Origin of the sequence: Saccharopolyspora sp. NPDC047091 (assembly GCF_040643635.1) — a bacterium.
Classification (GTDB): Bacteria; Actinomycetota; Actinomycetes; order Mycobacteriales; family Pseudonocardiaceae; genus Saccharopolyspora_C.
The window spans coordinates 48331-72762 of the sequence record NZ_JBEYUS010000014.1 but is presented as its reverse complement, the minus strand read 5'-3'; the positions used below and the strand labels follow the sequence as shown (position 1 = coordinate 72762).

The following is a 24432-nucleotide window of genomic DNA, read 5'->3' as shown; positions in this document are numbered from 1 at the left end:
GAGGGAGAAGTGGTGCCGGACAAGCGATTCCACCTGCCCGCGGGAACGGCGGCGCAGGACGAGTACGCCGTGCGGGTCGACCCGGAGAGCGCGGGCTGGGGCTATTCCTCGTTGCGCGTGCTGGAACTCGCGGCGGGTGCGGAGCACGAGTTCGCCACCGACGACAGCGAGTGGATCGTGCTGCCGCTCACCGGCGGCTGCACCGTGCGCTCGGTGGACGGCGCGGGTGAGACCGCGGTGTTCGAACTCGACGGCCGCGACAGCGTGTTCCGCGGCGTCACCGATTTCGCCTACGTGCCGCGGGATTCCTCGGTGCGGGTGCGCAGCGCGGCGGGCGGCCGGTTCGCGCTGACCGGAGCCCGCTGCGAGCGGCGGCTGCCCGCCCGCTACGGCGCGGCCTCCGACGTGCCGGTGGAGCTGCGCGGCGCCGGGCAGGCGAGCAGGCAGGTGAACAACTTCGGTGCGGCGCACGTGTTCGAAGCGGACCGGCTGATCGCGGTGGAGGTGCTCACCCCGGCCGGGAACTGGTCGTCGTTCCCGCCGCACAAGCACGACACCGAGCGCGACGGCGAGTCGGAGCTGGAGGAGATCTACTACTTCGAGATCGTCTCCGGCGGTGGTACCGAGGGCGTCGGCTACCAGCGCGTGTACCCGTCCGGGCCGGATCGGCGGACCGACGTGCTGGCAGAGGTGCGCAGCGGGGACGTGGTGCTGATCCCGGACGGCTGGCACGGGCCGTCGATGGCCGTGCCGGGCTACGACATGTACTACCTCAACGTGATGGCGGGCCCGTCCCCGGACCGGGCGTGGCTGATCTGCGACGACCCCGCGCACGCGTGGGTGCGCGAGACCTGGCGGGACCAGCCGGTCGACCCGCGGCTGCCGCTGTACGCGGCCCCGGCGGCCGAAGCGGGAGGGGATCGAGGATGAGCTCCGGAACGAGGCGGTTGACCGTCGCGCAGGCGCTGGTGCGGTTCCTGGCGCAGCAGCACAGCGAACGCGACGGGCAGCGGACCCGGTTGATCGCGGGCTGCTGGGGGATCTTCGGCCACGGCAACGTGGCGGGGATCGGGCAGGCGTTGCTGGAGACGCCGGAACTTCCCTACGTGCAGGGGCGCAACGAGCAGGCGATGGTGCACGCGGCGGTGGGCTACGCGCGGCAGCGCGACCGGCTGTCCACCTACGCGTGCACCACCTCCATCGGCCCGGGAGCGACGAACCTGGTCACCGGGGCGGCGCTGGCGACGATCAACCACCTGCCGGTGCTGCTGCTGCCGGGCGACGTGTTCGCGACCCGGCCCGCCGACCCCGTGTTGCAGCAGCTGGAACTCCCGCACGCCCGGGACGTCTCGGTGAACGACGCGCTGCGCCCGGTGTCCCGGTACTTCGACCGGATCTGGCGCCCGGAGGCGCTGATCCCGTCGGCGCTGGAGGCGATGCGGGTGCTGGCCGATCCGGTGCAGACCGGCGCGGTGACGCTCGCGCTGCCGCAGGACGTGCAGGCCGAGGCGTACGACTGGCCGGAGGAGTTCTTCGCCGAGCGGACCTGGCGGGTGCCCCGCCCGCCGGCCGACCCGGAGTCCCTGGACGAGGCGGCGGAACGCATCCGCGCGGCCCGGCGTCCGCTGATCATCGCCGGTGGCGGGGTGCACCACAGCGGAGCTGAGCAACGGCTGCAGGAGTTCGTCTCCGACACCGGCATCCCGGTGTCGGAGACGCAGGCCGGGCGCGGTTCGCTGCGGTTCGACGATCCGCGCGCGCTCGGCTCCATCGGGCACACCGGGACCTCGGCATCTGACGACCTGGCGCGGCGGGCGGACCTGGTGATCGGGATCGGCACCCGCTACTCGGACTTCACCACCGCCTCGCGCACCTTGTTCGCGAACCCGGCGGTGCGGTTCGTCAACGTCAACATCGCGCCGGGCGATGCGCACAAGCAGGCGGCGACCCCGGTCGTCGGGGACGCGCGCGCCGTGCTGGCCGGTCTCGCGGAACGGCTGGCGGGCCACCGGGTGGACGAGGAGTACGTGCGCGAGTACCGGGACGCCGCGGCGACCTGGTCGGCGGTGGTGGACCGCGTCACGCGGGCCGCCGACGGGGGTGGGAGACCAGGGCAGGCCGAGGTGATCGGCGTGCTGGACGAGGTGCTGGCCGACGAGGACGTGGTGGTCAACGCCGCAGGTTCGCTGCCGGAGGACCTCAACAAGTTGTGGCGCGCCAAGCAACCCCACCAGTACCACGTGGAATACGGGTTCTCCTGCATGGGCTACGAGATCCCGGCGGCCATCGGAGCGCGCCTGGCCGATCCGGAGCGCGAGGTGTTCGCGCTCGTCGGCGACGGCACCTACCTGATGCTGCCCACCGAGCTGGTGACGGCCGTGCAGGAAGGCATCAAGATCAACCTGGTGCTGGTGCAGAACCACGGCTACGCCTCCATCGGCGGGCTGTCGGAGAAGGTCGGGGCCGAGCGCTTCGGCACGGCCTACCGGTTCCGGGACGAGGGCGGCCGCTTCACCGGAGATCCGCTGCCGGTGGACCTGGTGGCGAACGTGGGCAGCCTCGGCGTGGACGTGCTGCGCGCGGACACGGTGGACGAGCTGCGCGAGTCGCTGCGCGCCTCCCGGGAATCGGCGCGGCCCACGGCGGTGTACGTGGAGACCGACCTGGCGAAGGCGCAGCTGCCGCCGGAGGCCTGGTGGGACGTGCCGGTCGCCGAGGTCTCCGCGTTGGAGAGCACCCGGGCGGCCCGGCAGAACTACGAAGAACACGTGCGGGAGCAGCGGCACCACCTGTGAACGCGCAGGGTGCCCGAGCACGGATTCGCGGCGAATCGGGAAGGTTTCGGGAGATCGTGAACGGTATTCGGCATTGGATCGACGGGGCGGCCGCGGACGGGACCTCCGGCCGCTTCGGACAGGTGACGAACCCGGCGACCGGGCAGGTCACCGGACAGGTCCCGCTGGCGAGCGCGGACGAGGTGGACACCGCGATCGCCGCGGCGGCGAAGGCCCACGCGTCGTGGTCCACGTCCTCGCTGGCGAAGCGCACCCAGGTGCTGTTCAAGTTCCGGGAGCTGCTCGACGCGCACCGGGACGAGATCGCCGCGCTGATCACCGCGGAGCACGGCAAGGTGCACTCCGACGCGCTCGGCGAGGTCGCGCGCGGCCTGGAGATCGTGGAGCTGGCCTGCGGCATCCCGCAGCTGCTCAAGGGGCAGAGCTCCACGCAGGTCTCCACCAGGGTGGACGTGGAGTCGATCCGGCAGCCGGTCGGCGTCGTCGCCTGCATCACGCCGTTCAACTTCCCGGCGATGGTGCCGCTGTGGATGATCCCGATGGCGATCGCCTGCGGGAACGCCGTGGTGCTGAAGCCGAGCGAGAAGGACCCGTCGGCGACCCAGCGCCTCGTCGAGCTGTTCGCGGCAGCGGGGTTGCCGGACGGCGTGCTCAACCTGGTGCACGGCGACAAGGAGTCGGTGGACCGGCTGCTCACCCATCCGGATGTCGCGGCGGTCAGCTTCGTCGGGTCCACGCCGATCGCGCGGTACGTGCAGCGCACTGCGGTCGAGCACGGCAAGCGGGTGCAGGCGTTGGCGGGCGCGAAGAACCACATGCTGGTGCTGCCGGACGCGGACCTGGACCAGGCCGCCGACGCCGCGGTCTCGGCCGCGTACGGCTCGGCCGGGGAGCGCTGCATGGCGGTGTCCGTGGTGGTGGCGGTCGATCCGATCGGCGACGAGCTCGTCGGCAAGATCGCCGAACGGGCCCGGGCGCTCGCCATCGGGCCCGGTGACCGGGAGTCCTCGGAGATGGGGCCGCTGGTCACCGCCGAGCACCGGGCGAAGGTGGCCTCCTACGTCCCGCTGGCCCGGGAGCAGGGTGCGGAGGTCGTGGTGGACGGCACCGAGCTGGTGGTGCCGGGCTACGAGGACGGCTTCTTCATCGGGGTGAGCCTGCTGGACAAGGTGCGCCCGGAGATGGACGCCTACGCCGACGAGATCTTCGGGCCGGTGCTGTGCGTGGTGCGGGCGGACGGCTACCGCGACGCGGTCGACTTGATCAATTCCTCGCGGTGGGGCAACGGCACCGCGATCTTCACCCGCGACGGGGGAGCGGCGCGCCGGTTCCAGCTGGAGGTCGAGGCGGGCATGGTCGGTGTCAACGTCCCGATCCCGGTGCCGGTCGGCTACCACTCGTTCGGCGGGTGGAAGGAGTCGCTGTTCGGCGACCACCACATCTACGGCACGGACGGGGTGCACTTCTACACCCGCGGCAAGGTGATCACGACCCGCTGGCCGGATCCGAGCGACGGCGGGGTGGATCTGGGCTTCCCGCAGAACACTTGATTTCGGTGGAACACCCGGTTTCCGTCCGGTGAAGTGCGGCGCGCCCTGGGCTTATGTCACCCGTAGCGGTTACCGTGGACATCAGCACGGTGCGCCGGCGATGAGCTGGCCGTGCCGGTTCCAGGGCGCCACCTGACCGAGCACGGCTGTTCCGGATGGCCACAAGGGAGGGGCGGTTCCGCCGCCTCGGCCATCCGCGTGGAAAGGCCCGCTGACTCCAGAGTCAGCGGGTTTTTCGCGTTCCGGGCCAGGTCACGGCGGTGCTCGGCCCTGGTCCTCGATCCCGGGTTCACTGCTTGGGCATCACGATCCACAGCGCCAGGTAGATCAAGAACTGCGGGCCGGGCAGGATGCAGGAGAGCACGAACAGCAGCCGGACCAGGCCGACGTTCCAGCCGAAGCGCTGTGCGATGCCCGCGCACACCCCGGCGATCAGAGCCCCGCTGCGGGGGCGTTGCAGAACCGTCGTCATGCCGGTGGGGTTCCCCGCCGGACCCGGCGCCACGCCTCGGGCTCGGGTGCGCGGCGGCGGGGCCCGTGCTGGGCTGGGTGGATGGCCGGAGAGCAGGTGCCGGACGAGCTGCTGCAGCAGCTCTACCAGGGAGATCCGGCGAGGTTCGTGGCCGACCGCAACGAGCGGGTCCGCGCCGCCCGGGACGCCGGTGACGAGGACCTGGCCAGGGCGATCGGGGAGCTGCGCAAGCCGACGACGGCGGCGTGGGCGGTGAACCGGGTGGCCGTCGAACATCCGCGGCGGGTGGCCGAACTCGTCGAGGTCGGCGAGGAGTTGCGTTCAGCGCAACGCGAGCTGCGCGGGGACGAGATCCGGCGGCTGGACCGGCGGCGCGCGGAAGTCGTCACGGATCTGACGGCTCGGACGGCGCAGGTGGTGGAACGCGGCGGGAAACCGCTGGGTGAGCAGGCGCGCAGGCAGGTGGAGAGCACTTTCACCGCGGCGGTCGCGGAACCGGACTCCGCGCGCCAAGTGCGGGCCGGGGTGCTCAGCGGCGCGCTGGAGTACAGCGGGTTCGGCCTGGACGAGCTGTCGGTGGCGGCGATGCGCAGCGCCACGGCTCGCCGTGAGCAGGGGACCGGGCCGCGGGGACACGGCCCGCGCGAGGGTGCGCAGCGGGGCGCCGAACACTCCCGGGATGACGCGCCGCCGCTGAGGGGCGGACGGGAGACCGGAAGCCGAGAGCGAAGCCCGGAGCGGCGGACGCGCGCTTCGGCGGAGGAAGCATCGCCGGCGGCGGCCGGTCGGTCCGGCTCGCGCATCGCGGAACGTCCCACGGCGCGCACTGCCCGGGACCAGCCAGGTACCGCGCACGGCAGGCGGGACACCGCACGGGTTCAGAGGAAGGCGGCGCCGGACCGGTCGGAGGGCGCGCGGGAGCGGGTCGCCACCACGCGAGATCAGGCGGAGACCGTGCAGGACCGGCCAAAAGCGGCGCAGGCGCACGGCCGGACGACAGTGGGGAGGGGCCGGCCGGAGACCGCGCACGGTCGAACGAAAGCCGAGTGGGACAGGACGAAGACTGCGCAGGGTCCGCCGGAGGCGGCGCAGGCCCGACGGGAGTCTGCGCAGGGCCGATCTGCCACCGCGCGCGGCCAGGAGATTGCGGCGGAGAACGGGTCGGAGGCTGGGCGGGAGCGGGCCGCCGCTGCGCCGCGCCGGAGAAAGGTGGCCCAGGATCAGGCGACGGCCACGCAGGATCCGGCGACGGCCAAGCAGGATCCGGCGGCCACCTCGCAGGACCGGGTGCGGACGGCGCACGACCCGACGAGCGCTGCTCAGAAGCGGACCAGAACAGCCCAGGGTCGGCCGAAAGCGGCGCAGGACCGGTCGGCCGGTGGGCGGGAGCGGTCGGGAACGGCGCAGGGCCAGGCTAAGGCCGCGCACGACGGCCCGGCCGGTGCGCGGGTCCGGGCGAAGGCAGCACGAGACCGAACGAAATCCGCACCAGCCCCGACCGGCGAGGAGGACGCGCCGCCCGCCCGCTCGCGGCCGAAGTCCGAGACCGCGAAGTCCGGGACTGCGAAGTCCGGGACTGCGAAGGCCGGGACGACCGACGACAAGAACGCGGCGGAAGCGAAGGACGGAACGCGGCGAACGCGAGATGACCGGCGCGGCACCGAGTCCGACCAACACAGCACCGGAATGGGCCCGCGCGGCACCGAGTCCGACGTGCGCAGCACCGGAACAGATCGACGCCGCATCGAGTCTGACCGGCGCCGCACCGAGTCCGACCGGCGTGGCACGGAATCCGACCAGCGCGGCACCCAGTCCGACCGGCACCGCGCCGAGGAGGCGCTGCGGTCGGTGGAGCAGGAGCGGGACCGGCTCGAACATCGTCGTGACGAGCTCCGCGCGGAGCTGTCGGAGCTGACCGATCGGCTGCGGGACGCCAAGCGGCAGGTGACTCGGGCCCGGCGGCGGCGGGACGCGACACGCCGACGCGGCACCGCGCACCGAGATCGCTGAACGGGGGCAGCGGATTCACCGGAAAAGGTGGGCGAGCCCGCACTGGTCGACACGTATCGTGATCGCTTCCGGGCGAGCGAACACGGTCCTGTCCGGGCGGCGCTCAGACCGCCCTGCTGCCACCCTGCTCCGGTGCGTTCCCGTTGGCTCCAGGTCGCGGCGGTGCTGCTGGTGGCGGCGGCGATCGCCGCGCTGGTGTGGGCGAACCGCCACGAGCTGCCCGCGGCGGGCCGGGCGTTGCGGGACGCCGATCCGCGCTGGTTGGCGGTCGGCGCGGGAGTGCTGCTGGTGTGGATCGCGAACTGGGTGCTGCTGCACGTGGCGGCGCGCCGCGTCACCGGGGCGGGCGGCTACCACGAATTCGCGGAGCTGCTCCCGGTGACGGTGGCGTCGATCGCGCTGAACCTGGCGGTGAAGTCGGGGAACCTGGCGGGCTTGGCGGCGTTCTCGCTGCACGCGCGCGGTCGGGGGACGCGCGATCAGGGGCGGGTCACCGGCGCGTACTTGGCGGCGGCGCAGACCGCCGAGGTGGGTTTCGTGGTGACGCTGGCGGCGGGGTTGGCGGTGGTGTGCTGGGACGGCCGGATGGAGCGCGCGGAGATCGTCGCCACCGTGCTGTTCTCCATCGGGCTGCTGGCGAGGGTGGTGGCGCTGGTGGCGGCGGTGCGCAGCCGGGAGGTGCTGCGCCGGGTGTGGTCGTGGCCGGGGCGGGTGCTGGACCGGGTGCTGCGCCGCGAGCCGCGGGAGCGGGACGCGGAGGCCGCGGACGAGTTCTACGACGCGGTGGCGGCGATCCGGGCCCGGCCGTGGACGGCGTTGCCCGCGGTGTGCTTCGCGGTGCTGATCGACCTGCTGGGGGCGGCGGTCCTGTGGGCGTCGATGGTGGCGGTGGGCGCGGGGGACCGGCCGCTGGTGGCGCTGGTGGCGTACGCGGTGTCGACGTTGTTCGGCATCGTCGGGGTGCTGCCGGGCGGGGTGGGTTTCGTGGAGGTGGGTGCGGCCGCGGCGCTGGCCTCGTACGGGGTGCCGATCGGGGTGTCGGCGGCGGCGGTGCTCGTGTTCCGGGTGTTCGTGTTCTGGTTGCCGTTGGCGTTGGGCGGGTTGCTGGCGTGGCGGCTGCGGTCGTCACCCGGTTAGCCGAACCGGTCGCGGAACGCGGCTCGCCCGGCACCACTGGCTGATCTTGAACGGCCGCTTGCACTTATCATATCCGCGCGGTCGTGGCTGGCCGATCGCTTACGGTGGACGGAGTTTCGTGCGCGGGGTCGACTACTACGAGCTGCTGGGCGTGGAGCGCTCCGCGTCGAGCGCCGAGATCAAATCCGCGTACCGGACGTTGGCGCGGACGATGCACCCGGACGTCGGCGGCACCGCGGGCACCTTCCGGTTGCTGCAGCAGGCGTACGAGACGTTGAACGATCCGGTGCGCCGCGCGGACTACGACGGTGGGGGTGACGGCGCGGAGCAGCCGGAGCCGGTGGTCGCGGAGCCCCGGTCCCGCACGCCGTCCCGGCGGTGGGTGTACCGGCCGGGACAGCGCCGCGACTTCGGCGACGATCCGGATTTCGCACCGCCCGCCCCGGACCTGGGCGCCGCGGACATCCCGTGGTGGGACGAGGTCGATCCGGCGGAACGGGTGGTGTACCTGCCGGTGACGGCGCCGGACCGGACGGCGGCGTTGGCGATGGCCGGTGGCTGGGTGCTGCTGGCGGCGGCGGGCCTGCTGGTGGGGTTGAGCGGGGTGCTGCTGGGGATGTGGCTGGCGCTGCTGGTGTCGGCCGGGGTGGTGGTGCTGGTGCTGCTGCGGCGCCTGCTGGAGGCGCACCGCACGGACCGCTTGTTCGAGGCGGAGAACCGGGGCCGGGTGTTCGGCGGGACCGCGGCGGAGGAAGTGGCCGCGGACGCGGTGGTGAAGCAGCGGTCCGCGGAGTTGCTGGCGGACCACCTGACGCGGCTGCCGGGGGTGCGGATCTTCCACGGCGTGGCCTGGCCGGGTTCGGTGTTCGCGGACGTGGATCACGCGGTGCTGTGCGGCAGGCGGCTGGTGCTGGTCGAGTCGAAGCGGTGGTTGCCCGGCCACTACGAGGTGGACGAGGACGGCGAGGTGTGGCGCAACGGCCACGTGTTCCGCGGTGGCACCACGCGGCTCGGCGAGGGTGTCGCGGCGTTCGAGGCGCTGCTGCCGGAGGTCGAAGTGCGCGGCGTGCTGCTGCTCTACCCGAACCGGGCCGGTGAGGTGAGCATCGGCGAGTCGGACGCGGCGGCGCCGGTGGAACCGCTGACGCCGGAGGGCTTCGTCCGCGAGATCGGCGAGTGGCTGGCGGCGGAGCCGGCCGCGGTGGACCGGGACGCGTTCTCGATGGTCCTCGCCCAGGTGGTGACGCGCTGAACCCCACCGGCCTGGATTCACCCTGATCAGGCGAAGTTCACCGCGGTGTGGGGTGCGGTTCGTTGCCGGGCGGCTCGGGTACCTGGAATGTGGAGCGCACGGTCCCAGCTCCCGCCAGATTCGAGGTTCTCGCGCGATGGTCACCACCGAATCCACCGCAGGCAAGGAACGGGCGCCGCTGCTGGCCGGGCGTCGGGGGTGGGCGCCGCAGCTGTCGGTCTACGTGTTCATCCTGCTGCCGTTCCTGGCGTTGCTGGCCGCGGTGCCGCTGGCGTGGGGGTGGGGCCTGAGCTGGTGGGACGTGGGGTTGGCCGCGGGTTTCTACGTGTTCACGATCCTCGGGGTGACGGTGGGTTTCCACCGGTACTTCACGCACGGCGCGTTCCGCGCGAAGCGCTGGTTGCGGGTGTCGCTGGCGGTGGCGGGCAGCATGTCGGTGCAGGGTCCGGTGATGCACTGGGTGGCGGATCACCGCAGGCACCACGCGTTCTCGGACCGGGAGGGCGATCCGCATTCGCCGTGGGCGTTCGGCACGTCACCGCTGGCGTTGGCGCGCGGGTTCTGGCACGCGCACATGGGGTGGCTCTTCGAGCGGGACCTGACGAACCGCGAGCGGTTCGCGCCGGACCTGATGGCGGATCGGGACATCGTGCTGGTGCACCGGCTGTTCGGGCCGTTGACGGTGTTGACGTTGCTGCTGCCCGCGGTGCTGGGTGGCGCGGTGACGGGCACGTGGTGGGGCGCGTGGACGGCGTTCTTCTGGGCGGGCCTGGTGCGGGTGGCGTTCCTGCACCACGTGACGTGGTCGGTGAACTCGATCTGCCACTTGATCGGGGAGCGGCCGTTCAAGAGCCGGGACAAGGCGGCGAACTTCTGGCCGCTGGCGCTGCTGAGCATGGGTGAGTCGTGGCACAACCTGCACCACGCCGATCCGACGTGCGCGCGGCACGGCGTGCGGCGCGGGCAGATCGACGTGTCGGCCCGGGTGATCTGGTTGTTCGAGCGCTTCGGCTGGGCGTCGCACGTGAAGTGGCCGACGCCGCGGCGGCTGGACCGCCTGAGCCGGGGCGCGGCGGACTGACGCGCCGCCGGGAGGGATTCCCGGTTCCGCGAGTTGGGATTCGCGTCCCGTCTGGTTGACACCCCGTTCGAGCCGGTGTTGCGATGGTTCCGTGCTCCCGGACCTGCCCGCCCTCCCGGCGTCGTTGACCGAGCGCCGCCACGTGGATCTGCTGCGCGTCGCGGCGCAGGGGTGTCGTTCCCGCCGCCGGACCGGCGCCTCCGCAGCTCACTGATCATTCCACTGTGGACTGCCCCGGTTCGTTTCCCCGCCTCGGATCACCGGCCACCCCCGTGAGGAGAACGCGCGTGTCCACCGTCCTGGTCATTTCCGGTAGCCCTTCGAAGACCTCCAAGACCGAACGCGTCGCCGAGCACCTGGCGCGCAGGCTCACCGCGTCCGGCCGCCGCGCCGAGCACCTGCGGCTGCGCACCCTGCCCGCCGAAGCGCTGCTGGGTGCGGACACGAGCGACGCCGAGATCGCCGACGCGGTGGCGAAGGTCGGGCGCGCCGACGGCATCGTGCTCGCCACGCCCACCTACAAGGCCGCCTACTCGGGGCTGTTGAAGGTGTTCCTGGACCTGCTGCCGCAGTTCGGGTTCACCGGCAAGGCGGTGCTGCCGCTGGCCACCGGCGGCAGCTTGGCGCACGTGCTGGCGCTGGACTACGGGCTGCGCCCGGTGGTGAGTTCGCTGGGTGCGCGGCACGTGGTGCAGAGCTTCTTCCTCATCGACAAGCACCTGACCGTCACCGGCGAGGACCTGGCGATCCACGAGGACAGCTCGGCTCCGCTGGCCGACGTGCTGGAACAGTTCGAGAAGGCCCTGGACGGGATTCCGCACGGCACGGTCCTCGGCCGGACCGCGTAGTCCCGCGCGGCGGGGCCGGGCGCGGGGACGAGGACGCGGGGACGAGGGCGCGGCCCCGCGGTGAGCGGGGATTAGGATCGCAGTCCTTATGAGCGCCACACTCGTCGCGAAGGGGCTCGCCGCAGGTCACGGCGAGCGCGTCCTGTTCTCCGGCCTGGATCTGGTCGTCGCTCCCGGCGACGTGGTGGGCCTGGTCGGGGTGAACGGCGCGGGCAAGTCGACGCTGCTGCGGATGCTCGCCGGCCTGGTGCCGGCGACGGACGGTTCGGTGCGGTTGAGCCCGCCGACCGCGACGATCGGCTACCTGCCGCAGGAACCGGACCGGATTCCGGGCGAGTCGGTGCAGGCGTTCCTCGCCCGGCGCACGGGTGTGGCGGCGGCGCAGCGGGAACTGGACGCGGCGACGGAAGCGCTCACCGAGGGCGCGGCGGGTTCGGACGACGCGTACAGCACGGCGCTGGACCGTTGGCTGGCGCTCGGTGGTGCTGACCTGGCCGAACGCGCCGAGGACGTCGTCGCGGAGATCGGGCTGGACACGGCGTTGGAACAGCCGATGACGAGCCTGTCCGGCGGGCAGGCGGCGCGCGCCGGCATGGCTTCGCTGCTGCTGAGCCGCTACGACGTGTTCCTGCTCGACGAGCCGACGAACGACCTGGACCTGGGCGGTCTGGAGCGGCTGGAGCGCTTCGTCGCCGAGCTGCGCGCGGGAACGGTGCTGGTCAGCCACGACCGCGAGTTCCTGGCGCGCACCGTGACCAGGGTGGTCGAGCTGGACCTGGCGCAGCAGCAGGTGCGGTCGTTCGGCGGCGGCTACGCGGCCTACCTGGAGGAGCGGGAGGTCGCGCGCAGGCACGCCCGCGAGCAGTACGACGAGTACGCCGACACCCGCGCGGCGCTGGAATCCCGGGCCCGCTCGCAGCGCTCGTGGATGGAGAAGGGCGTGAAGAACGCCCGCCGCAAGGCGTCCGACAACGACAAGGTGGGCCGCAAGTTCCGCAGCGAGGCCACCGAGAAGCAGGCGGCGAAGGCGCGGCAGACCGAGCGCATGATCGAACGCCTCGACGTGGTGGAGGAGCCGCGCAAGGAGTGGGAGCTGCGGATGAGCATCGCCGCCGCGCCCCGCTCCGGTTCGGTGGTGGCGACCCTGCACGGCGCGGTGCTGCGCCGCGGCCCGTGGGCGCTGGGGCCGGTGGACCTGCAGGTCGACTGGGCGGACCGGGTGGCGATCACCGGCGCGAACGGCGCCGGGAAGTCGACGTTGCTGGCCGCGCTGCTGGGCAGGCTCGCCCCGGACGAGGGCCGCGCCGCGCTGGGCTCCGGCGTGGTGGTCGGCGAGGTCGATCAGGCGCGCGGGTTGTTCTTCGGCGCGGAGGCGCTGCTGGACGCGTTCGCCGCGCAGGTGCCGGACTGGCCGACCGCCGAGGTCCGCACGCTGCTGGCGAAGTTCGGGCTGCTCGCGGTGCACGTGCTGCGCCCCGCGCACACCTTGTCGCCGGGGGAGCGGACGCGGGCGGCGCTGGCGCTGCTGCAGGCGCGCGGGGTGAACCTGCTGGTGCTGGACGAGCCGACGAACCACCTGGACCTGCCTGCGATCGAGCAGCTGGAGTCGGCGCTGGCGTCGTACTCCGGCACCCTGCTGCTGGTGACGCACGACCGCCGGATGCTGGACGCGGTGCACGTGACGCGGCGGTTGCAGGTCGACGATGGTCGAGTCGTGGAGCTCTGAGGTGGCGGAACCGCACTGCCTGCCTTCGCCCCCGGTTTGCGGGGCGCTCGGGTAGCGGAACCTCAGCGGTTCCCTCGCTGCCCGCTTGCCCGGTGTGGCTGCGATTTCTCATGTACCGGTCCGTACACAGCGAAATCGCTGTCCTCGCGAGGGAACCGCTGAGAACCCGCGGGTGGTCCGGTTGCTTCGGTGGTCGTCGGCTCAGCGGCTTCACCGCTGACAGGGAACCGACAAGGTCTGCTGCGCGAGATCAAAGACGCCTTCGGTGGCCTAGCACTCAGTTCGCGGTGAGGCGGGCGCGGTTGGCCTTGAGGACCTCTTCGGACAGTTCGGGGTCGGCCGCGGCGACGGCGCGGGAGACCACCAGTGCGCCGACCAGCTGGCAGAACAGGGCGACCGCCTGCTCGCGGGATTCCGCCGGGTCCGGTTCGGTGCCCTCCTGGTGCGCGGCTTCGCGGACCATGTCGGTGATGGTGTCGAAGTAGCCCGCGAGCCCGCGCTGGTACTGGGCTTGGGCCGCGCAGCCGTGGCGTCCGGCGTCGGCGGCGAGGGCTGCCGAGGCGCAGCCGGTTTCCGGGTGGTCGCGGTGGTCGGCGGTCAGGTACTGCTCGACCACCGCGTCCAGGGCGGCGCGGGCGGCACCGGGATGGGACTCGCGGACGGCGTCGAGCGCGGCCAGCGAGTCGGTGAAGCCGCGGTTGAAGACTTCGAGAGCGAGGTCCTCTTTCGAGGAGAAGTGGTTGTAGAACGCCCCGTGCGTCATCCCGGCGGCCTTCATCAGTTCGTCGATGCCGATCCCGTCGATGCCGCGCAGTCGGAAGCCTTCGCCCGCCGCGCCGACGATCCGTTCGCGGTTGAGCTTCTTCTGCTCCTGCGTGATGCGTGGCACCTGGGCCTCCTCGGCGCGCGGGGCCCGTGTCGCGCGGCCCCGGTCGGCATGTCGCCTGGTCGATGATACCCGTCATCAAAACGAGCGCGGCGCGCCTTGACAAGTATTGATGTGGGTCATCATCATTAATTTTGATGGCGGTCGTCATCAAAAATTGGCGGGGCCGAGCGCCCCACGCGCTCCGGGAGGACTCGTGCACTTCGGAACCATCGGCGCCGGCGCCATCGGGCAGGCCATCGCCGGTCACCTCGTCGCGGCTGGCCATCGCGTCGTCCTCAGCAACGGCCGCGGCCCGGACTCGCTGAGCGAGGTCGTGCAGCGGCTGGGCCCGTCGGCCACCGCGGGCACCGTCGCGGAAGCGGCCGCGGCCGACGTGGTGTTCCTCGCCGTGCGGTGGTCGGACATCCCCGCCGCGCTGGCGAACCTGCCCGCGTGGAACGGCCGGATCCTGGTCGACACGACCAACCAGCTGACCGGGGTGACGCCCGCGGACCTCGTCGACCTCGGCTCGGACACCGGCAGCGAGTTCGTCGCCCGGCACGCGCCGGGCGCGCGGGTGGTCAAGGCGTTCAACACGCTGTTCGCCGAGCACATCGCCCCCGATCCCCGGCACGCGGAAGGCCGCCGCCTGCTCTTCTACGCCGGGGACGACGCGGCCGCGAAAGCCGACTTCCACGCGATCGCGGACGAGATCGGGTTCGCGCCGGTGGACGTCGGGGCGCTGCGCGAAGGCGGCCGGCTGATGCAGGTCGGCGGCGGCCCGCTGTCCGCGCTGCACGCCCTCAAGCAGGACTGAGCGCAGGGAAGGACGGCAGATGAAAGCACTCGCCTACCAGCAGGCCCACCCGCTGGACGCGTTCGCGATGGAGCTGGTCGACGTCGCCGAACCGCGGCTGCGCGACGCGGACCTGCTCGTGGAGGTCCGGGCCGTCGGGATCAACCCGGGCGAGGCCGGCGTCCGGCGGACCCGCAGCGCCGAACCCGGTGGACGGCTCGTCCTGGGCTGGGAGTTCGCCGGGGTCGTTCGAGCCGTGGGACCGGCCGCCGCGGGCTTCGCGGTCGGCGACCGCGTCATGGGCACCGGGGACATGGCGCGGGACGGCACCTGGGCGGAACGGGTCGCGGTGGACCACCGGGTGGTGGCGCCGATCCCGGACGAGCTGGCCTTCGCCGACGCCGCGTCGCTGCCCATCGGCGGCCTCACGGCGTGGGAAGCGCTGTTCCGCGAGCACGACGGCTTGGCCGCGGGGATCGACCGCGTGCTGATCGTCGGCGGTGCGGGCGGGGTGGGCACCCTGGCGACCCGGCTGCTGAAGACCAGGACGCCCGCGCTGGTCGCGACCACGGCCTCGCGCCCGGCATCGCGCGAGTGGTGCACGGCGATGGGGGCGGACCTCGTCGTCGACCACACCGGGGACGTGCCCGCCCAGCTCCGCGCCGCCGGGATCGACCGGGTCGACCTGGTGCTGTCCACCGCGGGCACCGCGGGCAACCTCGGCTGGATCGCGGAGGTGCTGCGGCCGTTCGGCCACCTCGCCGCCGTCGATCTGACCGGCCCGCTCGACCCGATGCCGCTCGCGGCCAAGTCCCTGTCGCTGCACACCGAGATGGTGTTCAGCCGGATCACGGCCGGAGTCGACGTCGACCGCCAGGGCCGGATCCTCGCCGAGCTGGCGCGGGACGTCGTCGCGGGCCAGTTGCGCCCCATCGCCACGACGGTGCTGGACGGCCTCGGCGCGGACGTGATGCGGCGGGCCCACGAACTGGTCGAGAGCGCGCGGACGGTCGGGAAGACCGTGATCCGGTTCTGAGCTCGGTCCGCGCCGAACGATCACCGCCGAACGATCACCGCCGAACGATCACCGCCGAACGATCACCGCCGAACGATCACCGCCGAACGATCACCACCGAAACGATCACCACCGAACGGGAGACGAGAACGATGGGAAAGTTGATGGTGACCGGCGCGACCGGTCATCTCGGTCGGGCCGTCCTGCACCAGCTGCTGCGCAGGCAGCCCGCGGACCGGCTGCTCGGGCTCGCCCGCGACCCGTCCCGCGCCGCGGACCTGGCCGAGCGGGGCGTCGAGGTGCGCCGCGGCGACTACTTCGACCACGGATCGCTCGTGCGGGCCTTCGCCGGGGTGGAACGGTTGCTGCTGGTCTCGGCCGTCGCCCTCACCGACCGGAACGCGCAGCACTTCAACGCGATCGCCGCGGCGAAGCAGGCCGGGGTCGAGCACGTGGTCTTCACGGCCGTCCAGCGCGACGAGGACTCGGACGTCCGGCAGGCCGGTGTCACGGACTCGGACGTCTTCGCCGAACAGGCGTTGCAGGCCTCGGGGTTGACCTGGACGGTCCTGCGGCAGCCGATCTTCCTCGACGTGCTGGGCACGAACCTGGGCGCCGACCCCTACCGGAACGGGGTGCGGGTGCCCGACGGCGCGGGCGCGGTGGCGCCGGCGCTGCGGCGCGACCTGGCGGCGGCGAGCACGGCGGTGCTCACCGAGGACGGCCACGAGAACACGACCTACACGCTCAGCGGCAGCGAATCCGGTTCGTTCCGCGAGATCGCCGCCGCGCTGAGCGAGATCCACCGCGCGCCCGTTCCGCACGTGCCCGTGGCGCCGGAGGCCTACGTGGACGGCATGGTCGCCGAGCTCGGCGTGCCCCGCGCCCTCGCCGAGTTCATGGCGGAGTGGACGGCGGCGATCAACCGCGGCGAGTTCGGGGCGAACACCGGAGATCTGGAACGCCTCATCGGCTACCGGCCGACCGGCTACCGCGAGTTCTTCGCCCGGCACTACCCGCTCGTCGTCCCGGACGCGGCGCAGCAGGCGGTCGCGGACTAGTGCCCGCCGCGGGCGGAAGCCGTCGCCGTGCTCGGCGGCTTCCGCTCCCGGTGACCGGCCGGTGGCATGAGGGAGGACTCATTGACAGCGCACAGGGCCTTTGCTCGGATGGAAAAGTGATTCCGCCGCTGCTGACCCGACGCCGACACGTGGATTTCGTGCGCGTCGCGGCGCAGCGCTGTCGCGGCTGACGCCACTGCCCCGCGCGCGGGGTTCCGCTCCGTCGCGGGCGGTTCCTGCCGCAGCGCGTCCTGGACGTCCTCCTTCGCACCCATCTCGGAGAAGCCCGATGCCGCTCACGTTCCACTGGTTCCTGCCCACCTACGGCGACAGCCGCTACCTCGTCGGCGGTGGTCACGGGGTGAAGACCTCCACGGCGGGCGGGGCCCGCCCGGCGACGCTGGCGTACCTGGGGCAGATCGCGCGCAGCGCCGAGCAGCTGGGCTTCGAGGGCGCGTTGACGCCGACCGGCGCGTGGTGCGAGGACGCCTGGCTGTCCACGGCGATGCTCGCCGAGGTCACCGAGCGGTTGAAGTTCCTCGTCGCGTTCCGCCCCGGCCTGCTGTCGCCGACGCTGGGCGCGCAGATGGCCGCGACCTACCAGCGGCACTCCGGCGGCAGGCTGCTGTTGAACGTGGTCACCGGTGGGGAGAGCCACGAGCAGCGCGCCTACGGCGACTTCCTGGACAAGGAGGGCCGCTACGCGCGCGGCGACGAGTTCCTGCACGTGGTGCGCGCGTTGTGGCGCGGCGAGCGGGTGGACTTCAGCGGTGAGCACGTGCGGGTGGAGGGCGCGGAGCTGACCCGCACGCCGGATCCGGTGCCGGACATCTACTTCGGCGGTTCCTCGCCCGCGGCGGGCGCGGTGGCCGCGAAGCACTCGGACGTGTACCTGACGTGGGGCGAGCCGCCCGCGAAGGTCGCGGAGAAGATCGCCTGGATCACGTCGCTCGCCGCCGAGCAGGGCCGCACGCCGCGCTTCGGCATCCGGCTGCACGTGATCAGCCGGGACACCTCGGAGCAGGCGTGGGCGGAGGCGCGGCGGCTGCTGGACGCGCTGGACCCGGCGACGATCGAGCAGGTGCAGCAGGGCCTGTCCCGCAGCGAATCGGAAGGCCAGCGGCGGATGCTGGAACTGCACGGCGGCAAGTCCGACGACCTGGAGATCTACCCGAACCTGTGGGCCGGGGTGGGGCTGGTGCGCGGCGGCGCGGGCACCGCCCTGGTCGGCAGCCACGAAGAGGTCGCGGCGCGGATCGAGGAGTACGCGGCGCTGGGCCTGGACGAGTTCGTGCTCTCCGGGCACCCGCACCTGGAGGAGGCGTACTGGTTCGGCGAAGGCGTGTTGCCGATCCTGGAGCGCAAGGGCCTGTGGCGGCATCCGGGCGCGCCGGAACCCGTTGCGGCGCAGGCGATCCCGTTCGCGGAGTGACCTCCTGCGCCGGGTGGCTCGATCCGCCGAGTGATCCGGTTCGCCGGGTGACCTGGTTCGCCGAGTGACCCGGTTCGATGGGTGACTCGGTTCGCCGAGTGATCCCCTTGTCAGGTGATCCGGTTCGCCGAGCGGTCCCCTTGTCAGGTGATCCGGTTCGTCGGGTGACCTGGTTCGCCGAGCGACTCGGTACGCAGGACGGGCCGATGTCGCCGGGTGCGCCGATTCCACCGGGTGGGCCGATGTCGCCAGGTGATCCGATACGCCGGATGGGCCGATTTCGCCGGTCGATCCGGACCTGCACGGCAGATCCGGCGCTGCTGCGGATTGGTACCGGACGTTCCTCCGTACGGTTCGAACGTCGGGCGCGCGGAGGTGTTCCCCGCGGACTCGCCCGCTCGTTCTGGGGAGGACGCCATGGGGTTGCTGCACGCCTACTACATGTCGAAGCTCGTGTCGGAAGCGAGGCGGGATTACGAGGCGGGCGAGCTCGTGTACGTCGCCGGTTTCGACGTGAACCTCCGGCGGACGTCGATGCGGCAGGTGCGTCGCGAGATCGAGCGGATCAAGAAGGCGCTCGAACCGATCGGCTGGCAGCTGGCCGACGTCGAGCAGTTCTTCGCATCCGTCGAGCTCTCCTTCGTCCGGAAGTAGCCCGGAACCCGGCGACCGCACCGCTGATCGGCTGAACGGCCCGCCCGCTCCTGCCGGGTGAGCGGGCCGTCGACGCTTTGTCGGAGAAAGCGGCGAAGGACGACGTCGTCCTTCAAGTGCTGGCGTTCGACGCCGGTGCGCACATCAGTCCGCAGGGGTCTTTCGCCGTCTTGCGATTCCCCGCGAACACGGGCGACATCGCATTCGTCGACACACCGCTGAGCGGCCGGATCGTGGACGGTTCGAGGGATACCTCAGAGCTCTCCAGGCTGTTCGGCGAATTGCACCGCGCTGCTCTGGATGTTGATCAATCGATGGTGTTGGTGCGTAGACTGGCCGACGAGTTCCGGCGTCGTCAGTGAGGAGCAGGCAGTGTCCGACGCGGGGTGGAAGAAGTCGTCGCGCAGCGCTCAGGGCAGCAATTGCGTCGAGACCGCCCGCCGGGGTGGGTTCCCGGCGATCCGCGATTCCAAGGATCCGGCGGGAGCGCACCTGCGGCTGTCCGACACGGCGTTCGGCCGCTTCATCCACGACGTGAAGCACGACGCCTTCGCCCGCTGATCACCGCGCGCGGAACGCTCACTTCACTCGCCGAGAAGTTCTCCGGGCTGTGAGGGGCACGAGAATGTCCGAGTTCCAGTGGAAGACGTCGTCGCGTTCGACGCAGGGCGGTCAGTGCGTGCAGACCGCGGGACGGTGCGGTGCCGCCTTGATCAGGGATTCCAGGCTGGGTGACCGCTCGCCGGTGCTCAGCGTGGCGCCTGCGGCATTCGGCCGGTTCGTGGACGCGATCAAGTCGGGCGGGTTCCAGCGCTGAGCGGCTACCGCCCGGTGGTGAAGTGGAGGTCCTCGCGGCGCAGCAGCAGGGTCGCCCCCGCTCCGACGACACCCGTGGCGACCAGGTAGCCGCACGCCAGCCACGGCGCGCCGCCGCCCGCCGCGAGCAGCGCCGTCACGATCAGCGGGGTCAGGCCGGACGCGTAGATCCCGGAGAACTGGTAGATGAACGACATGCCGGTGTAGCGCAGCCGCACCGGCGACAGCTGGGCGTAGAACGTGCCCTGCGGCGCGTAGATCACCGAGTGCACCACGCCCAGCACCAGCACGATCACCACGCCGGTCAGCAGCGGGCTGCGCAGCTGGAACGCCAGGAACGCCGGGTACACCGACAGCGCGAACAGCGCCGAGCCGAGCGCGTACAGCAGCCGCGGGGAACGCCGGTCGCCGATCCGCCCCACGACGGGGATCAGCACGGCCAGCACCAGCGCCGCCGCCATCACGCCGATGAGCGCGTCGTTGCGCGGCAGGCCGAGCGTGCCGGTCGCGTAGGTCAGGAAGAACACCGCCCAGGTGTTGAACGCAGCGCCCTCCGAGTACCGCGACAGCAGGCCCAGCACCGTGTTGCGGCGGGTCGCCCGGTCCCGGAACAGCTCCAGGAACGGCACCCGCGCGGTGCCCTGCAGCTCCCGCATCTGCTGGAACGCGGGCGTCTCCGCCACCCGCAGCCGGATCACCAGGCCGACCAGCACCAGCACCAGGCTCAGCCCGAACGCGATCCGCCAGCCGTAGCCGAGGAACTGCTCGTCGTCGAGCACGTTGCCCAGCAGCGCGAACAACCCGGTGCCCAGGCCGAGGCCGAGCGCGAGGCCCACCTGCGGCCAGGAACCGTAGGACGAGCGCTTGCCGGGTGGCGCGTACTCGACGGCCATCAACACCGCCCCGGCCCACTCGCCGCCGATCGCCAGGCCCTGGAACAGCCGCAGCAGCACCAGCAGCAGCGGCGCCCACATGCCCACCTGCTCGTAGGTCGGCAGCGCGCCCATCGCCGCCGTGGCCAGCCCCATCACGACCATCGTGGTGACGAGGGTGCGCTTGCGGCCGATCCGGTCGCCGATGTGGCCGAACAGGATGCCGCCCAGCGGCCGGGCCACGAACCCGACGAAGAAGGTGGTGAACGCCAGCATCGTGCCGACGGTCGGATCGGCGGTCGGGAAGAACAGCTTGTCGAACACCAGGCTGGCGGCGGTGCTGTAGAGGAAGAAGTCGTACCACTCGACGGTCGTGCCGATGAGGCTCGACGTGATGACGGTGCGGACGTTCTTCGCCGGCGAGCCGTGCTCGGCCGGCTCGGTCAGGGCGGTGGTCATGCTCGGAGGACTCCTGGCTGCGGCGGGGTGCGGCGCGCGGGCGCGGCCGGTGCGGGGACGGTCAGGAGTCGGGACAGCCCGCGGACGCCACCCGCAGCAGATCCACGTGGTGGCGCGAGGTGAGCAGGGCCGGTCGCACGCGACGACGCTAGGAACGGCCGCGACCGCTGTCAACGCGCGGGCGCCGACACCCACCCCGCTCCCGGATGCTGGGACACCGCGGTATCGGGTTCCTGCACCGGCATGTTCGACGAGGTGATCGCCACCCGATGGCGGAATGAAGGATCAGGCCGACATCGCCACCCGGGCACGTGGAACACGCACGACCTGATCGCACAGCAGTTCGTGGGACGCGGTGATTGAGCACGATGGTGCGACCCGGTGCTCAAGCGCCCCGGCGACAACTTCCCGGGAAGGGCGAGGACCTGCCGTCCGGCGAGGTCGGCAGGTCGCGGAAATGTCGTAGGGGGCTGGCACTCTGCCGTTCGTCGTTGTCGCCGACAGTAGGGGCCGGCCTGGTGAGCGCATTCGAGGAGGTTGGGAAAGGGCTACACGCGGCCGCGGGAAAGACCGAGGAAGGCAGGAAGCATCTCCGGGTGGCCATCGAGCGGCAGGCGGAGGCCGCTTCGGCTTTGTTCGTGATCGCGCAGACTTCCCAGGATTCGGAGATGCAGGCTGCGCTCGCTCGGCAGAGCGTCGTCGCAGACGTCCTGCGTCGGGTGTTCGTGGCGTTGGGCCAGGTCGTCGTGGCGATCGGCGAGTACCGGGTCGGCATCGGCGGCGAACCCGCAACGCCGAGCAGCGTCCCCGACGCCACTTCGTCGTCGGCCGCCCCGACTCGGGCGAGAACGATCACGAACTCCCACGGCGATCAGTACCCGCCCGAAGCCGCCGGGCTCGTCGAGAACTTGCCGCGGCGGGTTGAACCAGGTGCCAAGCAGCGCACCAAGGGGCGAGCCAAGATCGGCGACAAGACGGTCCCGATCAGCTCGGGGGAGGATCCGCACTGGGTGGCACTGATCCGCGATCGACTCGATGCGATCAACGTGCAGACGGATCAGCTCGAACACCACGTGGAGATCAAGGTGGCTGCGATGATGGCCGAGTGGAAGGTCCCGAACGCTGAGGTCGCCATCAACCACACCCCGTGCGGGTACGAGCGGCAGAAGCGATTCCAGGACGTCTGCCACAAGGTTCTGCCCAAGTTCCTGCCACCGGGGTATAGCGTCACCGTCTACGGCACAACGCGGGACAACGAGCCGTTCCAGTGGAACTACCGAGGACAGGAGCAGGGATGACCAGCAGCGCTGTGGAGGAGCTGCTCGAAGACGGCGGCACGCAGGTCTCGGACCTCGAAGAGACTCCGGAAGAGGTCGCCGAGGTGTTGCGGCGCGCGGATCATGAGCGCACGCAGCAGATGTGGTCGTTCTACACCGACATCGACAACACCACCGCGCCGACTCTGAAAGTCGGGCTCAACGGTGAGCGCGGTGCGCTGATCTACTGGGATGGCAAGACGGCTCACCTCCCGGCCGATGGTTCGAACCCGGAACCCGCGGACTACTGGTGGGCCGACCACCACGCTCCGTTCCCGAGGTTTTCGGAGATCCCGGCCGAAGCCGCGCTTCAGGTGACCCGCGAGTTCCTGCGGACCGGTCAGCGGCCGACCTGCATCGAGTGGGCTGCTCGGTAGGCAAGACGACACCAACCCCCGTTCCATCCGGGATTCGTCCCGAACCGGTGCGGGGGTCTGTCGTGTTCGGTGGCGGCCTTCCCTCCACGTGGTGGCGCGAGGTGAGCAGGGCCGGTCGCACGCGACGACGCTAGGAACGGCTGCGAACGCTGTCAACGCACCGGCGCCGGCACCCGCCCCGCTCCCGGATGCTGGGACACCGCGGCGGGTCCCGAACGGCGGACGCCCCGTCGGGCCAGCGGATCGGGGCGGATGCCGGTCCCGGATGGTCTCGCCGAACCACGTTTCGTCCACAGTGGATGGTCACTGTGGCGGATTCCACGCTTTCGGGCGCTAACTTCTCGCGCTCGGCCGACGACGATGAGTGCGGAACCGGAAAAAGCGCGGAAGGGGCACGACGTGGCAGGCGACCGACCGGAGAGTCGGCAATCGGACGACCGTGATCGCAGTGGCGGGGCACCGCCACCGATCACCCGAGTGGCCGCCACCTCGGCGAACCCGGGCAGCACCCCACCGCCGTCCCGATCAGCGGGAAGCGGGGCGCGGCAGGCGTGGCTGATCTGGGGCGCCGCCGTGCTCACCTACCTCGCCGCCGTGTTCCACCGCGGGACGCTCGGCGTCGCAGGCCCCCTGGCCATCGACCGGTTCGAGGTCGGGCCCGCCGCGCTGAGCGCCTTCACCGTGCTGCAGGTCGGGATCTACGCCGCCATGCAGATCCCCACCGGGCTCCTGGTGGACCGGTTCGGCTCCCGCCGCGTGCTCACCGCCGCCGTGCTGCTGCTCGGCTGCGGGCAGCTGCTGTTCGCGCTCGCCACCTCCTACCCGATGGGGCTGCTGGCGCGCGGCGTCCTCGGCGTCGGTGACGCGCTGACCTGGGTGAGCATCCTGCGGCTCGTGGCCACCCGGTTCTCCGCCCGCCAGTACGCGCTGGTCGCCACCCTGTCCGCCGCGGCGGGCGCCCTCGGCGGCGTCGCCGCGACGTTCCCGCTCACCGCGCTGCTCGGCTCGCTCGGCTGGACCTGGACGTTCCTGCTCGTCGGCGCGATCACCGCCGCCTACGCGGGCGTGACGACCGGGGTGGTGCGCGACGTGCCCGGCACCACCTCCGGTGCCGAGGACGCCGGCGCCATCCTGCGGAAGGTGCGGTCCGCCTGGTCGATCCCCGGCACCCGGCTCGCGTTCTGGGCGCACTTCGGCACCATGTTCGTGCCCAACGCGCTGAGCCTGCTGTGGGGCTACCCGTACCTCGTCGAAGGCGTCGGCGTGCCGCCCGCCACCGCGAGCGTCGTGCTCAGCCTGCTGATCATCGGGCAGGTCGCGGGCGGGCCGCTCGTCGGCGCGATCATCGGGCGGTTCCCGGCGTGCCGGATGCCGATCGTGCTCGGCTACCTCGCGGCCAACGGGCTGACCTGGGTGGTGCTGCTGAGCTTCGCGCGGCCGCCGCTGGCCGTGGTGTGCGGCGCGTTCCTCGTGTTCGCGATGGGCGGGCCCGTTTCCAGCGTGGCGTTCGCGCTGGTGCGCGACTACAACCCGATCAGCCAGGTCGGCACCGCCACCGGCATCGCCAACGTCGGCGGGCACAGCGCCACCGCGCTCAGCGTGCTCGCCGTCGGCCTGGTGCTGCAGCTGGCCGGCGGCGGCTACCGGGTGGCGCTGCTCGCGCTCGTCGCCGTGCTGCTGCTGAGCGCGTTCCGCACCGCCGTGTGGTGGCGCCGGGTGCGCGCCGCCGTGCTCACCGCGCAGGACCGCGGCGACCAGGTGCCGGTGGTGCTGCGCCGCCGCCGCTGGGATCTCCGGGACGACCCGGCCCCGGTGGTCGCGACGCGCTGAGCACGTCGGTCGAACGGCCCACCTGGCTAGCCGGACGGGGGCGCCCACCTTCCTGATCGTCGCAG

General features: G+C 72.0%; 24 protein-coding genes. 20 read left to right on the top strand and 4 right to left on the bottom strand.

The genetic code is table 11. The features are described from left to right. The first annotated feature begins 12 nt into the window (after positions 1-12). Genes iolB through ABZ805_RS09540 form a run of 3 tightly spaced genes read left to right on the top strand, consistent with a single transcriptional unit; the run spans position 13 to position 4345 of the window. Positions 13-930, top strand: coding sequence for a 5-deoxy-glucuronate isomerase (gene iolB / locus ABZ805_RS09550; RefSeq protein ID WP_358436855.1), 918 nt, complete (start codon positions 13-15; stop codon positions 928-930). Next, positions 927-2795: a 3D-(3,5/4)-trihydroxycyclohexane-1,2-dione acylhydrolase (decyclizing) gene (iolD, locus tag ABZ805_RS09545; protein ID WP_358436852.1), complete on the top strand. Its 1869-nt coding sequence runs from the start codon at positions 927-929 to the stop codon at positions 2793-2795. The genes iolB and iolD overlap by 4 nt, the downstream gene beginning before the upstream one ends. A gap of 53 nt (positions 2796-2848) precedes the next feature. After that, positions 2849-4345 carry a CoA-acylating methylmalonate-semialdehyde dehydrogenase gene (locus ABZ805_RS09540; RefSeq protein ID WP_358436918.1) on the top strand — a complete coding sequence of 499 codons (1497 nt, stop codon included), beginning with the start codon at positions 2849-2851 and terminating at the stop codon, positions 4343-4345. 289 nt (positions 4346-4634) lie between these two features. On the opposite strand, the gene ABZ805_RS09535 is transcribed toward ABZ805_RS09540, so the two are convergent. Continuing rightward, a complete protein-coding gene (locus ABZ805_RS09535; RefSeq protein ID WP_358436849.1) occupies positions 4635-4817 on the bottom strand; it encodes a PspC domain-containing protein in 183 nt (60 codons plus the stop codon). A gap of 81 nt (positions 4818-4898) precedes the next feature. Here ABZ805_RS09535 and ABZ805_RS09530 point away from each other — a divergent pair, with 81 nt between their 5' ends. The 6 genes from ABZ805_RS09530 (at position 4899) to ABZ805_RS09505 (ending at position 12871) form a co-directional block, all read left to right on the top strand. Next, complete coding sequence (locus ABZ805_RS09530; RefSeq protein WP_358436846.1) at positions 4899-6827, top strand: hypothetical protein; 1929 nt, start codon at positions 4899-4901, stop codon at positions 6825-6827. A 132-nt stretch (positions 6828-6959) separates the two neighbouring features. After that, the gene (locus ABZ805_RS09525; protein WP_358436843.1) at positions 6960-7964 is read left to right on the top strand and encodes a lysylphosphatidylglycerol synthase transmembrane domain-containing protein; all 1005 of its coding nucleotides are present in this window, start codon (positions 6960-6962) and stop codon (positions 7962-7964) included. A 118-nt stretch (positions 7965-8082) separates the two neighbouring features. Then, on the top strand, positions 8083-9216 hold the full coding sequence (locus ABZ805_RS09520; RefSeq protein WP_358436840.1) for a DnaJ domain-containing protein: 1134 nt from the start codon (positions 8083-8085) through the stop codon (positions 9214-9216). Positions 9217-9352: 136 nt separating this feature from the next. After that, positions 9353-10297, top strand: coding sequence for an acyl-CoA desaturase (locus ABZ805_RS09515; protein ID WP_358436838.1), 945 nt, complete (start codon positions 9353-9355; stop codon positions 10295-10297). 287 nt (positions 10298-10584) lie between these two features. Beyond that, positions 10585-11145, top strand: a complete 561-nt coding sequence (gene ssuE / locus ABZ805_RS09510; RefSeq protein ID WP_358436835.1) for an NADPH-dependent FMN reductase — start codon at positions 10585-10587, stop codon at positions 11143-11145. An 88-nt stretch (positions 11146-11233) separates the two neighbouring features. Then, positions 11234-12871, top strand: a complete 1638-nt coding sequence (locus tag ABZ805_RS09505; protein ID WP_358436833.1) for an ABC-F family ATP-binding cassette domain-containing protein — start codon at positions 11234-11236, stop codon at positions 12869-12871. Positions 12872-13148: 277 nt separating this feature from the next. On the opposite strand, the gene ABZ805_RS09500 is transcribed toward ABZ805_RS09505, so the two are convergent. Further along, complete coding sequence (locus ABZ805_RS09500; protein WP_358436831.1) at positions 13149-13760, bottom strand: TetR/AcrR family transcriptional regulator; 612 nt, start codon at positions 13758-13760, stop codon at positions 13149-13151. Between the two features lie 193 nt (positions 13761-13953). On the opposite strand from ABZ805_RS09500, the gene ABZ805_RS09495 reads away from it, so the two are divergent. From ABZ805_RS09495 to ABZ805_RS09460, 8 genes are all read left to right on the top strand, one after another. After that, positions 13954-14556, top strand: a complete 603-nt coding sequence (locus ABZ805_RS09495; protein WP_358436828.1) for an NAD(P)-binding domain-containing protein — start codon at positions 13954-13956, stop codon at positions 14554-14556. A gap of 19 nt (positions 14557-14575) precedes the next feature. Then, on the top strand, positions 14576-15571 hold the full coding sequence (locus tag ABZ805_RS09490) for a zinc-binding dehydrogenase (RefSeq protein ID WP_358436826.1): 996 nt from the start codon (positions 14576-14578) through the stop codon (positions 15569-15571). 131 nt (positions 15572-15702) lie between these two features. After that, positions 15703-16611, top strand: coding sequence for an SDR family oxidoreductase (locus tag ABZ805_RS09485; protein WP_358436823.1), 909 nt, complete (start codon positions 15703-15705; stop codon positions 16609-16611). Positions 16612-16900: 289 nt separating this feature from the next. Next, positions 16901-18043 carry an LLM class flavin-dependent oxidoreductase gene (locus ABZ805_RS09480; RefSeq protein WP_358436821.1) on the top strand — a complete coding sequence of 381 codons (1143 nt, stop codon included), beginning with the start codon at positions 16901-16903 and terminating at the stop codon, positions 18041-18043. Between the two features lie 417 nt (positions 18044-18460). Beyond that, positions 18461-18697, top strand: coding sequence for a hypothetical protein (locus ABZ805_RS09475; RefSeq protein WP_358436818.1), 237 nt, complete (start codon positions 18461-18463; stop codon positions 18695-18697). 77 nt (positions 18698-18774) lie between these two features. Continuing rightward, positions 18775-19059, top strand: a complete 285-nt coding sequence (locus ABZ805_RS09470) for a Scr1 family TA system antitoxin-like transcriptional regulator (protein WP_358436815.1) — start codon at positions 18775-18777, stop codon at positions 19057-19059. Between the two features lie 10 nt (positions 19060-19069). Continuing rightward, positions 19070-19258 carry a DUF397 domain-containing protein gene (locus ABZ805_RS09465; RefSeq protein ID WP_358436812.1) on the top strand — a complete coding sequence of 63 codons (189 nt, stop codon included), beginning with the start codon at positions 19070-19072 and terminating at the stop codon, positions 19256-19258. 64 nt (positions 19259-19322) lie between these two features. Further along, entirely contained in the window at positions 19323-19514 is a 192-nt protein-coding gene (locus ABZ805_RS09460) for a DUF397 domain-containing protein (RefSeq protein WP_358436810.1), read from the top strand. A 4-nt stretch (positions 19515-19518) separates the two neighbouring features. On the opposite strand, the gene ABZ805_RS09455 is transcribed toward ABZ805_RS09460, so the two are convergent. Then, positions 19519-20844: an MFS transporter gene (locus tag ABZ805_RS09455; protein WP_358436807.1), complete on the bottom strand. Its 1326-nt coding sequence runs from the start codon at positions 20842-20844 to the stop codon at positions 19519-19521. Between the two features lie 61 nt (positions 20845-20905). Continuing rightward, positions 20906-20983, bottom strand: coding sequence for a putative leader peptide (locus ABZ805_RS09450; protein WP_358436915.1), 78 nt, complete (start codon positions 20981-20983; stop codon positions 20906-20908). A 379-nt stretch (positions 20984-21362) separates the two neighbouring features. Here ABZ805_RS09450 and ABZ805_RS09445 point away from each other — a divergent pair, with 379 nt between their 5' ends. The 3 genes from ABZ805_RS09445 (at position 21363) to ABZ805_RS09435 (ending at position 24367) form a co-directional block, all read left to right on the top strand. Further along, on the top strand, positions 21363-22142 hold the full coding sequence (locus ABZ805_RS09445) for a DddA-like double-stranded DNA deaminase toxin (protein ID WP_358436804.1): 780 nt from the start codon (positions 21363-21365) through the stop codon (positions 22140-22142). A gap of 11 nt (positions 22143-22153) precedes the next feature. Further along, complete coding sequence (locus tag ABZ805_RS09440; protein WP_358436801.1) at positions 22154-22537, top strand: Imm1 family immunity protein; 384 nt, start codon at positions 22154-22156, stop codon at positions 22535-22537. Between the two features lie 555 nt (positions 22538-23092). Beyond that, a complete protein-coding gene (locus tag ABZ805_RS09435) occupies positions 23093-24367 on the top strand; it encodes an MFS transporter (protein WP_358436913.1) in 1275 nt (424 codons plus the stop codon). Positions 24368-24432 lie beyond the last annotated feature (65 nt).

What these genes read in the sequence shown, in the direction of transcription:
- iolD (WP_358436852.1), top strand. Translation starts at nt 927, where the DNA reads ATGAGCTCCGGAACGAGGCGGTTGACCGTCGCGCAGGCGCTGGTGCGG.
- ABZ805_RS09535 (WP_358436849.1), bottom strand. Translation starts at nt 4,817, where the DNA reads ATGACGACGGTTCTGCAACGCCCCCGCAGCGGGGCTCTGATCGCCGGG.
- ABZ805_RS09530 (WP_358436846.1), top strand. Translation starts at nt 4,899, where the DNA reads ATGGCCGGAGAGCAGGTGCCGGACGAGCTGCTGCAGCAGCTCTACCAG.
- ABZ805_RS09515 (WP_358436838.1), top strand. Translation starts at nt 9,353, where the DNA reads ATGGTCACCACCGAATCCACCGCAGGCAAGGAACGGGCGCCGCTGCTG.
- ABZ805_RS09505 (WP_358436833.1), top strand. Translation starts at nt 11,234, where the DNA reads ATGAGCGCCACACTCGTCGCGAAGGGGCTCGCCGCAGGTCACGGCGAG.
- ABZ805_RS09490 (WP_358436826.1), top strand. Translation starts at nt 14,576, where the DNA reads ATGAAAGCACTCGCCTACCAGCAGGCCCACCCGCTGGACGCGTTCGCG.
- ABZ805_RS09485 (WP_358436823.1), top strand. Translation starts at nt 15,703, where the DNA reads ATGGGAAAGTTGATGGTGACCGGCGCGACCGGTCATCTCGGTCGGGCC.
- ABZ805_RS09480 (WP_358436821.1), top strand. Translation starts at nt 16,901, where the DNA reads ATGCCGCTCACGTTCCACTGGTTCCTGCCCACCTACGGCGACAGCCGC.
- ABZ805_RS09475 (WP_358436818.1), top strand. Translation starts at nt 18,461, where the DNA reads ATGGGGTTGCTGCACGCCTACTACATGTCGAAGCTCGTGTCGGAAGCG.
- ABZ805_RS09460 (WP_358436810.1), top strand. Translation starts at nt 19,323, where the DNA reads ATGTCCGAGTTCCAGTGGAAGACGTCGTCGCGTTCGACGCAGGGCGGT.
- ABZ805_RS09455 (WP_358436807.1), bottom strand. Translation starts at nt 20,844, where the DNA reads ATGACCACCGCCCTGACCGAGCCGGCCGAGCACGGCTCGCCGGCGAAG.